The 14685-nt window shown below is 49.1% G+C and carries 15 protein-coding genes; 6 read left to right on the top strand and 9 right to left on the bottom strand.

Annotated elements, in window-relative coordinates; genetic code table 11:
• Positions 1-384 (top strand): nucleoside deaminase (locus tag ACWA6V_RS06495; protein ID WP_449521714.1); only part of this gene is annotated, 384 nt, incomplete at its 5' end.
• Positions 377-1900 carry a diguanylate cyclase domain-containing protein gene (locus ACWA6V_RS06500; protein ID WP_449521715.1) on the top strand — a complete coding sequence of 508 codons (1524 nt, stop codon included), beginning with the start codon at positions 377-379 and terminating at the stop codon, positions 1898-1900. The genes ACWA6V_RS06495 and ACWA6V_RS06500, both read left to right, overlap by 8 nt.
• A 123-nt stretch (positions 1901-2023) precedes the next feature.
• Here the strand turns inward: ACWA6V_RS06500 and nirD are convergent, their stop codons facing one another.
• The 3 genes from nirD to cobA all read right to left on the bottom strand — a co-directional run bounded on the left by nirD (position 2024) and on the right by cobA (position 5891).
• On the bottom strand, positions 2024-2356 hold the full coding sequence (nirD, locus tag ACWA6V_RS06505) for a nitrite reductase small subunit NirD (protein ID WP_310068036.1): 333 nt from the start codon (positions 2354-2356) through the stop codon (positions 2024-2026).
• 118 nt (positions 2357-2474) lie between these two features.
• Positions 2475-5018: a nitrite reductase large subunit NirB gene (nirB, locus tag ACWA6V_RS06510; protein ID WP_449521716.1), complete on the bottom strand. Its 2544-nt coding sequence runs from the start codon at positions 5016-5018 to the stop codon at positions 2475-2477.
• A gap of 57 nt (positions 5019-5075) precedes the next feature.
• The gene (gene cobA / locus ACWA6V_RS06515; RefSeq protein ID WP_449521726.1) at positions 5076-5891 is read right to left on the bottom strand and encodes a uroporphyrinogen-III C-methyltransferase; all 816 of its coding nucleotides are present in this window, start codon (positions 5889-5891) and stop codon (positions 5076-5078) included.
• A gap of 595 nt (positions 5892-6486) precedes the next feature.
• On the opposite strand from cobA, the gene moaA reads away from it, so the two are divergent.
• Genes moaA through ACWA6V_RS06530 form a run of 3 tightly spaced genes read left to right on the top strand, consistent with a single transcriptional unit; the run spans position 6487 to position 8394 of the window.
• Positions 6487-7479 carry a GTP 3',8-cyclase MoaA gene (moaA, locus tag ACWA6V_RS06520; RefSeq protein ID WP_449521717.1) on the top strand — a complete coding sequence of 331 codons (993 nt, stop codon included), beginning with the start codon at positions 6487-6489 and terminating at the stop codon, positions 7477-7479.
• Position 7480: 1 nt separating this feature from the next.
• Positions 7481-7999, top strand: a complete 519-nt coding sequence (moaB, locus tag ACWA6V_RS06525) for a molybdenum cofactor biosynthesis protein B (RefSeq protein ID WP_449521718.1) — start codon at positions 7481-7483, stop codon at positions 7997-7999.
• The gene (locus ACWA6V_RS06530; protein ID WP_449521719.1) at positions 7996-8394 is read left to right on the top strand and encodes a winged helix-turn-helix domain-containing protein; all 399 of its coding nucleotides are present in this window, start codon (positions 7996-7998) and stop codon (positions 8392-8394) included. The genes moaB and ACWA6V_RS06530 overlap by 4 nt, the downstream gene beginning before the upstream one ends.
• A 7-nt stretch (positions 8395-8401) precedes the next feature.
• On the opposite strand, the gene ACWA6V_RS06535 is transcribed toward ACWA6V_RS06530, so the two are convergent.
• The 3 genes from ACWA6V_RS06535 to modA are packed head-to-tail and all read right to left on the bottom strand — an operon-like array spanning position 8402 to position 10482.
• Positions 8402-9046 (bottom strand): ATP-binding cassette domain-containing protein, encoded by a 645-nt coding sequence (locus tag ACWA6V_RS06535; RefSeq protein WP_449521720.1) that lies wholly within the window; start codon positions 9044-9046, stop codon positions 8402-8404.
• Positions 9039-9737 (bottom strand): molybdate ABC transporter permease subunit, encoded by a 699-nt coding sequence (modB, locus tag ACWA6V_RS06540; RefSeq protein WP_449521721.1) that lies wholly within the window; start codon positions 9735-9737, stop codon positions 9039-9041. The genes ACWA6V_RS06535 and modB overlap by 8 nt, the downstream gene beginning before the upstream one ends.
• Positions 9724-10482, bottom strand: coding sequence for a molybdate ABC transporter substrate-binding protein (modA, locus tag ACWA6V_RS06545; RefSeq protein WP_449521722.1), 759 nt, complete (start codon positions 10480-10482; stop codon positions 9724-9726). Before modA ends, modB begins: the two co-directional genes overlap by 14 nt.
• Positions 10483-10928: 446 nt before the next feature.
• Here modA and ACWA6V_RS06550 point away from each other — a divergent pair, with 446 nt between their 5' ends.
• Positions 10929-12941 carry a putative bifunctional diguanylate cyclase/phosphodiesterase gene (locus tag ACWA6V_RS06550; protein WP_449521723.1) on the top strand — a complete coding sequence of 671 codons (2013 nt, stop codon included), beginning with the start codon at positions 10929-10931 and terminating at the stop codon, positions 12939-12941.
• 7 nt (positions 12942-12948) lie between these two features.
• Here ACWA6V_RS06550 and ACWA6V_RS06555 read toward each other — a convergent pair whose 3' ends face one another.
• The 3 genes from ACWA6V_RS06555 to nudE form a co-directional block, all read right to left on the bottom strand.
• On the bottom strand, positions 12949-13164 hold the full coding sequence (locus ACWA6V_RS06555; RefSeq protein WP_310068053.1) for a hypothetical protein: 216 nt from the start codon (positions 13162-13164) through the stop codon (positions 12949-12951).
• 251 nt (positions 13165-13415) lie between these two features.
• Positions 13416-14297, bottom strand: a complete 882-nt coding sequence (cysQ, locus tag ACWA6V_RS06560) for a 3'(2'),5'-bisphosphate nucleotidase CysQ (RefSeq protein ID WP_449521724.1) — start codon at positions 14295-14297, stop codon at positions 13416-13418.
• Positions 14290-14685: ADP compounds hydrolase NudE (nudE, locus tag ACWA6V_RS06565; protein WP_449521725.1), on the bottom strand; the 396-nt coding region annotated here is incomplete at its 5' end. The genes cysQ and nudE, both read right to left, overlap by 8 nt.

A 14685-nucleotide genomic window follows, 5' to 3' on the forward strand; every position in this document is an offset into this window, starting at 1 on the left:
GGGGGTATTCCGATAGGTTGGGTGCTGGTGATCGACAACAAGATTGTAGGACGCGGGCACAACCAGCGGGTACAAAAAGGCAGTTGTGTATTGCATGCGGAGATGGATTGCCTGGAAAACGCCGGGCGCCTGAAAGCAGCCGACTACCGCCGCGCCACCCTCTATTCAACCCTTTCACCCTGCGACATGTGCAGTGGCACAGTGCTACTTTATGGCATCAAAAAAGTCGTTATTGGCGAAAATCGCACCTTCAAAGGGCCGGAGGACTACGTGCGCAGCCGCGGCGTGGAACTGGATTTACGCGACGATGCCCAATGTATACAACTGATGCAGGATTTTATCTCCCGGCAACCGGCGCTGTGGAACGAGGATATAGGTGAATAATTTTTATATCGCACTCGCGGCCTTATTTGGGGTAGTGGTCGTGATCGCTGCGGCGGTGCACATCAACCGGGCCAACCTGAAATTGCGCAACATGGTGCGTCTGATGCGCCGCGCCGATGTGTGGCAGCGCGGTCACAACCATGTGCTTGCACAAATCGCTGCCGATGATTCACTTGAGGATGTGCTTTTGGGGATTATTGTGGGTGTCGAACATATGCGTCCGGAAATGATGTGCAGCATATTGTTGGTGGATCGCAAAACCAATCGGCTGCGGGTAGTAGCAGCACCGCATTTGCCCGCGTTTTACAACGATGCGGTAGACGGCTTGCCTGCCGACCAGGGCATTGGCTCCTGCGGCACCGCGGTCATCACAGGGGAGCGCGTGATTGTCCGCGATATCCAGAATGACCCCAATTGGGTTGGGGTAAAAGAGCTGGCGGCCAGAGCAGGGCTGGTCTCCTGCTGGTCGGAACCCATTATCAATCGCCACGGCGAAGTACTGGGCACATTTGCCATCTATCAGGGGCAAGCTGCCGAACCAACTCTGGAAGATATCAAACTGATTGAAGAATCAGCCTATCTCGCGGAAATCGCCATAGAGCGCAAGCTTTCGCTGGAGGCCCTGCGCGAAAGCGAAGAACGCCATCGCCTGCTGGCCGATAATGCCCAGGATGTTATCTGGACCATGGACCTCAGTGGCCGATTCACCTATGTCAGCCCCTCAGTAGAAAAACTGCGCGGCTACACGGCCAGTGAAGCCATGCAGCAAACACTGGAAGAAACACTGACTCCCGAGTCGGTCGAAAAAGTAAAGGCGGCCGTGGGTAAAACTATCGCGGCGGTTAAAGCCAACCAACCCTTCCCCGATTTTGTCGCGGAGTTGGACCATCTGTGCAAAGACGGCTCTACCGTGTGCGCCGAGATCAGAACCTCCGGCATTTACGATGCCGATGGAAATTTTATTGGTATTGTCGGTGTCAGCCGCGATATTACCGAGCGCAAAAAAAGTGAAGAAAAAATTCGCTATATGGCGCAACACGACAGCCTCACCGGGCTGCCCAACCGCGCCCTGTTTGCCGACCGACTGCAACAGGCGCTGAGCTATTGCAAACGCCATCAGCGGGCGCTGGCAGTGATGTTGCTCGATCTGAATAAGTTCAAACCGGTAAATGATCGCTACGGCCATGCCCTGGGCGATGAATTATTAAAACAGGTTGCGCAGCGATTGCTCGCCTGCGTGCGCACTTCCGATACGGTTGCGCGCATCGGCGGCGATGAATTTGTCATACTGCTGCATCAAATGGATGACCTCAACCAGGCGAAAGTTGTCAGCGAAAAAATCCAATTGGTACTGAGCGAGATTTTCTTAATCGAGGAGTATCCGATTCAAATTGGCTGCAGTATTGGCACTGCATTTTATCCGCATGATGGCGCCGACCCGCTTGAACTTACCAAGATTGCAGATCAGCGCATGTACCAACACAAGCACAAAGCCCCTGCTAGCACGAGTCGTTGATTGGACAATAAAAAAGGGCAAACCACCAGGTTTGCCCATTAAGCCGACTCATGAAGCAGTCGAAGAAGAAGGGAAAGCTTACACAAACACTAACTGCTGCCAGCACAATTTCCGTTACGAAAATTACGCCTGCACTTGCACCAAACCATCATCAATCCGCACCGGGTAAACAGCGACGTTGTACTCCGGTTTTTCCAGGCATTCGCCCGTGCGTAGATTGTAGTGCTCTTTATAGAGTGGCGATGCAACCACCACTTCATCACCAATCGAACCAATGATGCCGCGCGACAACACATTGGCCTCACCGATAGGATCGTAATTGGATACTGCAAAAATTTCGTTTAAACGGCGCGAACGGAAAATCGCTACCTGCTGATTATTCACTAGCGCACAAACACCAGTGTCAGGAATTAAATCGTCAAACTCACACACGCTGATCCAGGGTTTTTCGCTCATGATATTTCTCACTAAAAATGCCTTTGAATTCGTAGCCCGTATGGAGCCTGGCGCAATACGGGAAATTTCAATTTTTAAGCCAAACCCGTATTTCGTTAGACTCCATACGGGCTACACATTAATCAACCAACTCAACAAACTGGATATTGGTATTGCTGCGCTCCAATGCGGTTGCCGGGCGAATTTGCTCGCGTTCAACCACATAAGCGAGGTTGCTATCGGTTGCATCAGTGTTGATAAAATGCTTAAAGCGTTTTTGCAGCTCGTCATTCTCAACGGTGGTTTTCCACTCGCATTGGTATTGGCTAATGTTGTAGGCCATTTGCGCTTCCAGCTCTGCACAAATCGACAACTTATCGTCAATCACCACTTTCTTGAGATAATCCAAACCGCCTTCCATATTTTCCAACCATACCGAAGTACGTTGCAGACGATCACCGGTGCGGATGTAAAACATCATCACGCGGTCGATATATTTAATTAAGGTCACATCATCCAAACCGGTAGCAAATAAATCCGCGTGACGTGGGCGCATACCGCCGTTACCACACACATATAAACTCCAGCCGGTTTCGGTTGCGATTACACCAAAATCTTTTGATTGTGCTTCGGCACATTCACGGGTACAGCCAGACACACCGAATTTAATCTTGTGCGGAGCGCGCACGCCCTTGTAGCGGTTTTCCAGTGTGATCGCCATACCCACTGAATCCAATACACCGTAGCGGCACCAGGTGCTGCCGACGCAGGATTTCACAGTGCGCAGTGATTTGCCGTAGGCATGTCCCGTTTCAAAACCGGCGTCAACCAACACCTTCCAAATGGCGGGCAATTGATGCAATTGCGCACCGAATAAATCGATACGCTGGCCGCCGGTAATTTTGGTGTAGAGCTTGTATTGTTTGGCAACCTGACCCAATACAATTAATTTGTCCGGGGTAATTTCACCACCCGCAACGCGCGGCACAATTGAATAGGTGCCGTCTTTTTGCATGTTGCCGAGGAAAATATCGTTGGTGTCCTGCAAGCCAATGTGCTTTTTATCCAACACATATTCGTTCCAGAATGCAGCGAGAATCGATCCAACCGCAGGCTTACAAATATCGCAACCCAGACCATGGCCGTGACCGTCCAACAAATCGTCAAAGGTTTTGATTTGCTTAATGCGCACTATATCGGCCAATTCCTGGCGCGAGTGCGGGAAGTGTTCGCAAATATGGTTGCTCACTTCTACGCCGAGTTTTTTCAGCTCGGAATCCATCACCTGTTTAGTGAGCGCTGTACAACCACCACAACCAGTCGAAGCTTTGGTGAGCGCTTTGATATCGCCCATAGTGCGCGCGCCGTTTTGTACTGAGCAGCAAATTGCACCTTTGCTAACGTCGTAGCAGGAGCAAATCATCGCCGCTTCCGGAAGCGCATCCACACCAATTGCCATACCACCGCCACCTTCCACATTTGGCAGAATCAGGCAATTGGGATCTTCCGGTAAATCCATTCCGTTAACGCACATTTGTTGCAGTGTGCCGTAGGCTTCTACATCACCCACCAACACCGCACCCAACAATTTTTTATTGTCGGCTGACACGATCATGCGTTTATAAACTTCATCGACATCGTTGCTGTAGGTGTAGCTCAGCGAACCCGGAGTAGTGCCGTGCGCATCGCCAATCGATGCCACATCAACGCCGAGTAATTTTAATTTGGTGCTCATATCAGCACCCATAAATTGGTCACTGCCGCCAGTGATATGGGATACCGCGACTTTTGCCATTTGGTAACCGGGCGCAACCAGACCGTAAATACGATTATTCCAAAGCGCACATTCACCGATCGCGTACACATTGTCGATATTAGTTTGGCAGTTGTTATCGACCACTATACCGCCGCGCTCACCCAATTGAATGCCGCATTTGCGCGCGAGTTCATCCTGCGGGCGAATACCGGCAGAGAATAAAATCATATCGGTTTCAAGATGGCTGCCATCGGCAAAATTCATGCGATAGCGAAGTTCAGTACCCGCAACAATTTCATTGGTGGCTTTCTGGGTGTGCACTTTTACGCCGATTGCTTCAATTTTACGGCGCAATAATTTTCCACCGCCTTCATCGAGTTGTACCGCCATCAAACGCGGAGCAAATTCTACGACGTGAGTTTCAAGGCCGGCCGCTTTAAGTGCAGCTGCAGCTTCCAAACCCAATAGACCACCACCGACTACCACACCCACTTTGCTCTGCTTGGCGGAATTGGTAATGGCTTCCAAATCTTCGATTGTGCGATACACCAGGCAGTGTTCGCCGTTATTGCCGGGAATAGGCGGCACAAACGGGAAAGAACCTGTGGCAAGAATTAACTTGTCATAGCCTTCGCGACGACCAGAGGCAGTGATCACTTCTTTATTGTCAAAATCAAGATCGATAACTTTATCTTTTAGAATAAATTCGACTTTTTTCTCGGTGTAATAATCTTCGCTGGTCAACATCAAATCTTCGGCCGTTGAGCCGGAAAAATATTTCGATAGCTGCACGCGGTCATAGGCAAGGCGCGGCTCTTCAGAAAAGGTGATGACCTGATATTGATCCGCATCCGCGTGATTCACCAGGTTATCGATAAATTTGTGGCCCACCATGCCGTTGCCAACTACTACAATGCGCTTCTTCATATCTGCCTCACGGTCGTGAAATTTTTGTATTAACTAATGTTGGAAAATGACGATCATTCAAGCCAACAGGTATTGCTTTTCTGATGCATGCAATTGCACCTGTGCTTGCAATTTTTCTTTCATGCGCACCACTTCGCCGACAATAATCAGCGCGGGTGATTGCACTTGCTCGCGGATAACTGTACCGGGGAATTCGCTAAGGCTAGAGATAATGTCGCGCTGGTCTTTGCGGCAGCCGTTTTCGATAATCGCAACCGGCGTATCAGCAGCCAATCCGCCCGCCAATAATTTTGCAGCGATTTCATCGGCGCGGGTCAGGCCCATGTAAAACACCAAGGTGTGGTTCAATTGGGCCAGCGCAGCCCAATTCACATCCAAACTTTTTTCGGCGTGGCCGGTCACAAAAGTGCAGCCCTGCGATAAACCGCGATGAGTCAAAGGGATATCGGCGTAGGTGCTGCAACCGGAGGCGGAGGTAATACCGGGGATCACTTCTGCTTCAATTCCGGCAGTGCGCAATTCCAACAGCTCTTCACCGCCGCGGCCAAATACAAAGGGGTCGCCGCCTTTAATACGGCACACAGTCAAACCCAACTGCGCTTGTTTAACCAATAATTGGTTGAGATCTTCCTGCGCGATGCTGTGCTGGTTTTTCGCTTTACCAACGTAATGCGCAGGAGCATTTTTAGGGAAGAGTGCGCGAATATCGTCGCTGACCAAATAATCATAAAAAATAATATCGGCGGTGTTGATTGCACGCAGTGCTTTGACAGTTAACAGCTCTGCATCACCAGGGCCTGCTCCTACCAACCAGACCTTGCCAAGGCGGGATTTTTTTGCGCGCTCATTGGCATCACTGCGCTGTTTGAGCATGGCAGAAGGAAGGGTTTCTACGCTGGCTTTGAAAAAACTGGTCATGGCATCACCTGCAATTTAGTTACAGACAGGTAATTGCAAGCGCGATGCCATATCGCATTTTTTTAATTGGAAAAATATTTTTCTTTATATTTCATAAACTTAAAAACACAAACCACGACATCACTCACAGCAGCCAATTTCCTCTTCACCAGCACCCTAGAGGTTTATGAATTTTAATGGTGCAATGGCGCACCAACTGGCAGCAAAAATGATTTTTCTTCTTTTGGTAATATGCACCATTTAAAAACAAAGTAATGGTGCAAAGCGCACCACAACAATACATTTGCTATTTATTGGTCGATTTTTTGCCAGACCCACCGGATTAATTGACGAAGGCAAGCCAACAAAAACACTCAGCAGGAGGTCAATATCGGTGTAAGATTCTAAAAATCACCATTTTGGATCAGAGTTTTTGGCTGACTCAGCCAGCCGTTACTTAATACTGGCCGCAGGCTTGCAACGGATATAAGCGAATCAAAACCGAAACGTCTTGAGCCAAGGGCATAGCGCCGCTAGAGTGGCTCTCCCAACCAGGAATCCTTCTTTATATATGTTGATCGATAGCTTTGGCCGAACCATCAATTACGTGCGCCTCTCAGTGACTGACCGCTGCGACCTGCGTTGCGTCTATTGTATGGCGGAGGATATGACTTTCCTGCCGCGCGCCGAGGTATTGAGCATTGAAGAACTGGCCACGCTGGGCGAGACGTTTGTCGGTCTGGGCGTAACCAAACTGCGCATTACCGGTGGAGAGCCGCTGATCCGGCGCGGGATCATTGACCTGTTGCAGCGGCTGGGGCAATTACCGGGCTTGAAAGAACTCTGCCTCACCACCAACGGCACCCACCTGCCCCAATACGCACAATCGATCAAAGAGGCAGGTGTAAACCGCATTAATATCAGTCTCGATAGCCTCAACCCCGAACGCTTCCGCCAACTCACCCGCTTCGGTGATATCAATCAGGTATTGGCAGGAATCAAGGCCGCACAAGCCGCGGGCTTTAAACGCATCAAACTCAACTGCGTTGCGCTCAAACATTACAATGCCGATGAAGTACCGGCGCTGGTGCAATTTGCGCTGAATGAAGGACTGGATATCAGTTTTATTGAAGAGATGCCGCTCGGGCGCATCGATGAACACGGCCGCGCCGCCGAGTTTGTCAGCAGCGATGAATTGCGCAGCGCCATCAGCGAACAACATTTATTGCAGCCAGTGTTTGCCAAAGGTGAAGATAACGCTGGCCCCGCGCGTTACTGGCAGGCAAGTGGTTACGACTCGCGCATCGGTTTTATCTCGCCCCATTCGAATAATTTCTGCAGCAGCTGCAATCGCGTACGTGTCACGGCAACTGGAAGATTATTATTGTGCCTGGGGCAAGAGAACAGCGTGGATTTGCGCGAGGCATTGCGCACCAGCGAAGATCCGCAGCAAGAAGTGCGCACGCGCATTATCAACGCCATGCACCACAAGCCGGAAAAACATACGTTTGATTTAGATAATGAACCGCAAATTGTGCGGTTTATGAATATGACCGGAGGCTAGAGTGTCATCCCAAAAAGAATTCGAACCCTTGAATATTTGCGTACTCACCGTATCTGATACGCGCAGCCTGGAAACCGATACCTCAGGCCAAAAACTGCAGGATTTATTAACCACAGCGGGTCACAAGCTACATGACCGCAAATTAGTGATTGATGATATCTACCAAATCCGCGCAGTACTTTCCAACTGGATTGTGGATGCACAAGCACAAGTCGTATTAATTACCGGCGGCACCGGTTTTGCCGGGCGCGATTCCACTGTCGAAGCAGTAACACCTTTATTTGATAAAACCGTTGTCGGGTTTGGTGAATTATTTCGCCAGGTGTCTTACGAAGAAATTGGCACATCGACGATTCAATCACGTGCGACTGCCGGATTTTCCAACCGCACACTCATTTTTTGTTTGCCTGGCTCAACCGGTGCCTGTACGACGGCATGGGAAAAAATTATCAAAGAGCAATTGGATAGTCGCCATCGACCCTGTAATTTTGTGGGTCAACTCACCATCAACCCATCATGACGAGTGAGCAAAGCAAAAAAAAAGAATCTACCGGCGTGCGCCTAAAAATTCAGGCGCGCCTGATGCTGGATGATGAAATTGCGTTTGGTCCGGGCAAGGCGGATTTATTAACCGCCATACAATCAACCGGGTCAATTTCCGCAGCAGGAAAACACCTGGGTATGAGCTATCGCCGTGCATGGCTCTTGGTTGATGCAATGAATCGCTGTTTTCAGCAACCACTGGTAGAAACGGCGACGGGAGGAACTCAAGGAGGAGGAACACGCTTAACGCCTTTGGGGCTGGATGTTCTTGAGCGATATCAGCAACTGCAGCAGGATATTCGCGCACTGGGTGAAAAACATTTCACGGAATTCAAACCATTACTGCGTAAAAAACCGCTGCCAGTGGCCTGACAGCACATCAATCTGCAGCCATTAATTTCCCATCCCGCACCTGAAAATAACAGTCGGTTAAATACTGCAATTCACTGAGCGCGTGGGTGACATACACCATCGGAATTTTGCATTCTGCATAGATGCGCAAAAAGAACGGCAAGATTTGCTGCTTTAATCGCTCATCCAATGCCGACAAAGGTTCGTCCAATAACAGCAATTCAGGCGAGTATAAAACGGCGCGCCCCAATGCCACACGCTGTTTTTCTCCGCCCGATAAATTGCCGGGGCGACGCTCCAACAAATGGCCAATTTCCAATAACTCGACAATCACCTCCAGACGAAAACGCCGCTGCGCAGCAAGAATATTGTTGTAACCATAAAGCAAATTATTACGCACCGTTAAATGCGGGAGTAATTGTCCATCCTGAAAAACCAATCCTATATGGCGCTTATGCGGCGGCACCCAAATTTTGGCTTGGTTATCGCACAGCGGCTGGCCATTCAGTTTGATAAAACCTTGTTGCGGTTTCAATAAGCCCGCAATCAGCGCCAGCAAAGTACTTTTACCGCTGCCCGACGCCCCCAAAATACCAGTGATAGGCGTATCAAGAACCTGCATAGCAGACAGTGAAAAATCAGCGCGCCTGAATTCAAAATTCAACTCAAGCACGGTGTACTCCCAGCCATTTTTCCGCACGGCGCGTCAGGATATTGCTCAAGAGCAGCGAAAAAAAAGCGAGCGCAAGGCAAATCACGATTAAACGTAACGCCATCGCATCACCATCGATCTGGTGTGTTGCAGAATAAATCGCCAAGGGTAGCGTGCGAGTTTCACCAGCGATATTGCCGACAAACGTAATGGTCGCACCGAACTCGCCGAGCGAGCGGCTAAATACCATAATGGATCCAATCAAAATACCCGGCAACATTAATGGCAAGGTAACGCTACACCACACCTTAAATGGGCTTGAGCCCAATGTGCTGGCCGCCGCTTCAAGGCGCCGATCAATCATCTGCACCGATAATTTTGCAGCCTGTACCATCAACGGAAACGCAATGACCGCAGATGCCAAAACAGCACCCTTCCAATTAAACGCCAATTCAATACCGAAATTATTTTTTAACCACTGGCCTGCGACCCCCTGGGAACCAAATACCACCAACAGTAAATAACCCGGCACCGTAGGCGGCAATACCATTGGCATAAATAAAATGGCTTCCAGTGCAGGTTTGGCAAAAAAATCTTTGCGTGCCAGCAACCAACCAAAAAAAATCCCGGGCAACGCGCACAGAAGTGTCGCGCAGATTCCAACCTGGGCAGATAAGGAGAGCACTTGCCATTCAGCATCAGTGAGTATCATGGACATTCATATCAAGAGAGTTTGGTGCAAGCGCAAATCCGTAACGAACAAACACTTCTGCTGCGGTATCCGATTGCAAAAATTGCCAAAACGCTTGTGCTTCAGCGGTCGCATTTTTGGTTAACCCACCGGGATACACAATAGGCAAGTGACTTTGAGCTGGAAAGCTCGCGACAACAGTGACTTTTTTACTCATCAAGGCATCGGTTTTATACACAATACCCAAGGCACATTCGCCGCGCTCCACAAACGCCAGCGCAGTGCGCACATCTTCAGCTCCCACCAGGCGCGGTTGAATTGCCGACCACCATCCATAATAAGTCAGCGCCTGTTTGGCATATTTACCCACGGGCACATAGGCGGGTTCACCAGTACACAATTTTCCGCTGAAGCTGGCAAGCAGATCAAAATCGCGCGCCATAGTGATAGACAAGGTGCGGTTCAATGGTGCAATCAACACCAACTCATTGATTAATAAATCCGCACGCGTAGTTTTATTTAATAAACTGCGTTTTTCCAAATAATCCGCCCAATCTTTATCGGCTGAAATAAAAATATCGGCAGGTGCACCATGTTCGATTTGCTTTGCCAAGGTTGATGAACCAGCAAAAGACGTTCTGATCACAACCCCTGTATGAGTTTTTTCGTAGGCGCGGCTTAACTCTGTCAGCACATCAGTAAGACTTGCAGCAGCAGATACTTTTATATCGCCAGCCTGTGCTGCACCCGCATGAAACATTGACATCAATACCAAAAGCAATGCTGGCGCACACATTATTCGCTGTAGCACACCCCTGCACTTACAAGAAAAACCATTCTTTCTATTCATGTGCCTTACCGCCATGTGGAGGCCCTGTTATAAATTCGTTATATATAGTTGTATATAATGAACTGCGTTGTCAATCGACGCTACACTGTAATTAGCCTTTTAACACCCAGTTTGGTGCAGCGAATAAATCTCACCGCACCAATTAAATGCATCCAAAATGATTTTTGTCGTAATCTGGTGATTATTTATATCGCGTCGCGCCTTCATTATTCTTCAATAGTAAACATTGTCATATTAACCCACAAAATCCCGCTCTCTTTGTAAATAACTGCTTACAAAAATGTCACTGGCAAGTTAATTGCAATTCTTTGAAGCCCTACCTCACCCAGGTATTTTTTTGATGTTTTTGTGAGCAGACCTCCATGAAAAATTCGTTATTGTTACACACAGCGGTGCCATCACTGTTGGCCGCCATGGATGCGTTAACGCTCGAACCGGATTTTCAAATTTTCTTTAAAAAAGCTGCTGCTGCGGTGCGCAATCTATTGGGTGCCGATGGCACTGCATTAATTTTGCTCGATGAAGAAACACAGACCTTTGAATATAAATTGTTCGAAGGTGAGCAGCAGCATTTGCTCAATGCGTTTAAAGGGTTTCGCTTCTCATCCACTACCGGGATTTCCGGGCGTGCACTAACGAGCAAAACCAGTATTTTCACACGTCATTACCCGAGCGCGCCCGATGCTATGGCGCAATTGGTTGACGCAGGATTGCAATCCAATCTGGTCATTCCGCTAATCTCTTCCGATAAAGTGCTGGGTGTACTCGCCTCCTCCTGGTTTGCGCACACCGAATCAGTTGCTGATATTTCCCCACAATTGCTCACGCTCGCCGAGCGTATAGCCAGCCAAATTGCGGTGGCCTGCCACCGTGAACAATTGGAAGCGCAGCTGCGCGCACTTGCCACCATTGATCCGCTAACCAAATTATTAAACCGGCGCGGCATTTTAAATTGTGTCGATGACAGCCTCGAAAAACTGCATCGCTACAATCGCTCGTTTGCATTATTTTTTATTGATGTAGACGGACTTAAATCTGCCAATGATCATTGGGGTCACGAAACCGGTGATATTTTACTGCGTGATGTAGCGCAGCGTTTATCGGATGTAGTGCGCAAAGGCGATCAAATTGGCCGCTTGGGTGGCGATGAATTTTTAATTATCGCCGAGTGCGATGAATCTCATATAGATACTCTCGCGAAACGTTTCTTGCAGGCACTGCGTGTACCCTATGGCAAGGGTCGCAAACGCGGTCGCTTAAGTGGCAGCATCGGTGTGGTACTGGCACCGCAAGATGGTGTCGATGAAATTAATTTACTGCGCAAAGCAGATGCCGCTATGTATATCGCCAAAAGCCAGGGCGGCGATAGATTCCAACGCGCCTCGGTAAAAGCTGAAGAGCCACAAAATCGGTTAATTTCCGTGGTTGATGTAGAAGGTGCATTGGAGCGCAACGAATTGCAATTGTGGTATCAACCCATTTGCCAATTGCAGGATTTAAGCGTGGTGGGTTTTGAAGCCCTGTTGCGCTGGTGCAAACCGGATGGAGAAGTGATTAGCGCCGGGCCTTTAATCCAGGCATTTGAATCCGGGCGCGGCGATTTGGAATTTCGTTTAGGCAACTGGGTGTTGCGTGAAGCCGCGCGGCAAATGCGATTGTGGAATAAAAATTCATTAACGCCCGATATCCATATCAATATTTCACCGCGCCATTTTTTGCATCCGTCTTTTTTAGTGGAATTGCAAATTCTATGCGAGCAACAACAGGGCTTTGGTGAATCTTTAATTATTGAAATTACTGAAACGGCGATGCTGGAAGATTTGGAACGCGCAAAACGGATTATGCTGCGCTGTCGCGATTTGGGTGCGCGTATGGCGGTAGATGATTTTGGAACCGGCTATGCATCGCTCACTTACATCAAACGCTTGCCGCTGGATATTATTAAAATTGACCGTTCATTTGTCGCCGATTTGCCGGGTAATAAAGTGGACTGGGATATTACCAAAGGCATAGTCTCTATCGCCCACGCATTGGGTTTAGCGGTAGTCGCAGAGGGCGCGGAAGAGTTTGAACAGATCGGTAGTTTGCGCGAGTTAGGTTGCGATCAGGTACAGGGATATTTTATCCATCGCCCCATGCCCTTTAGCGATGCCAATGATTGGCTGCAACATAAACCTTTGCGTATTCCCACAAGGGGAATGTTGACACACACAGCAACAAAAAATACTTCCGCTGAAAAAATTAAGGCCGCCGCCAATGATGAATTAGCACAACAGTGTGCTAAACCCAACTTGGCGACAGCCCTTTATCTGCAACAGGAGTTTAATGATCCACGCTTTAGCATTACACCACGGGGTAAAAGTCGCAGCGCTTGATTAGCTGCTAGTAATGCACAGGCAAGCGCTTCAGCATAGCTTGGCGCGCACTGATTAATTCTTTGTAGGTTTGGATCATGGTGAAATTCACCTGCGCGCCATTTAATTTCAATTCGGCCAGCTGGCGTTCGTAATCGGATATTTCACGCAGCAGTTTGTCGCGCATTAAATCAGCACGGCTGGTATTAAAATCGGCCTTTAAATTTTTGCTTTGTCGTCTCATAAATAACACTCCCTAAGAACTGAATAACAAACGTAGTATGGCAGGTGTTGCAGGGGACTATTTGATTCGAGAAAATTTTGTGTAGGCCTGTATAGATTTTCACTCCCTGCTATTGAAGACTAGCCCAGATGCACAACTATTAACCACCTTGAACTTAGAATATTTTCTTCTCGAACCACTAGCACTTTGGTTATAAAACCGGCGGGATTACAGCTGCACTTATCCGGTGCAACGAGCAGAGTTGAACAAGATTAATTAACCAACTCATCGGCTACTAACAGTTTTTCCCAATAGAAGTTTTTATCGCCTAGCGCATAAAAATGTGGATTGAGCAAATCTTCAGACGCGTTATATACCAGCGCTGGCAATGAGGGAGTCGCACAGACGACCTGCCCACCTGCAGCTTCTAATACGGCCTGTGCCGCAGCGGTATCCCACTCCGAGGTGGGTGCCAAACGCGGATAAAAATCCGCGAGCCCTTCGGCAATCACACAAAACTTGAGTGAACTACCGGCATTGGTGGTCTCTATCGCACCCGGCCAATTGTGAGTAATTGTCTCCATTAAATCGACGGTGGCCTGGGTGTTATGGCGATGGCTGAGCAATACAGTAAAAGGTTGCTTCCCGGAAAATCGCTCCAGCAGCGGACGCACGGCTATGGGTTTGCGATGGCCACCCTGCATATACTTGAACGCACCTATGCTACTTGCATCGCGCGCATCCAGCACTCCGAGGTAGGTGACGTCGGTGGCTGGCACATGAACCACACCCAGAAGTGCTCGGCCACGCTGTATCAGCGCAATATTGACGGTGAACTGGCCATTGCCGGCGATAAATTCCTTGGTGCCATCGAGGGGATCAACCAACCAATAGTGTTCCCATAAATTGCGGTCGGCAAACTCGGGGATTTCCCCCTCTTCCGAGATAACCGGCAGCGGCAACAACTTCGGCAATTCAGCGCTAATCAACCGGTGTGCCGCTAAATCGGCCGCTGTCAGAGGCGATTCATCGGTCTTTTGTTCAATGTTGTAGCTGTCTTTGTTGTTGTAGATAGCCATTATTGCCGCACCCGCGCGGCGGCTGAGATCGACAAGCTGTTCGATCAACTCGGCGCTGATAGGATGATTAGTCATACTTGACCTCCGGTGTTAAGGATAAATCCAACACTGGCTCGGGTGCCTGGTAATTACCCGCCAACCATTCGCGTGCCATAAACAGGGCCGCGATACTGCGCCCCTCGCACACATCAGCGCGGGCAATCAGTTGCAGCAACTCCGATAAAGGATAGGGCACCACTTCGATAGGTTCAGGTTCATCACCAACCAGTCGCTCAGGGTAAAGATCCCAGGCAATCACCACATTAATCCCATGCTCCATATAAGCGGGCGAAAGATTGATGCGTTTAAGGAATTGCAGTTTGCGCGCGCCGTAACCCACCTCTTCTTTCAGTTCGCGGTTGGCCGCCGCCAATAAGGTTTCACCCTGGTCGATTGCACCTTTGGGTAGCGCGAGGTGGTAATC

This window comes from Cellvibrio sp., assembly GCF_053579595.1.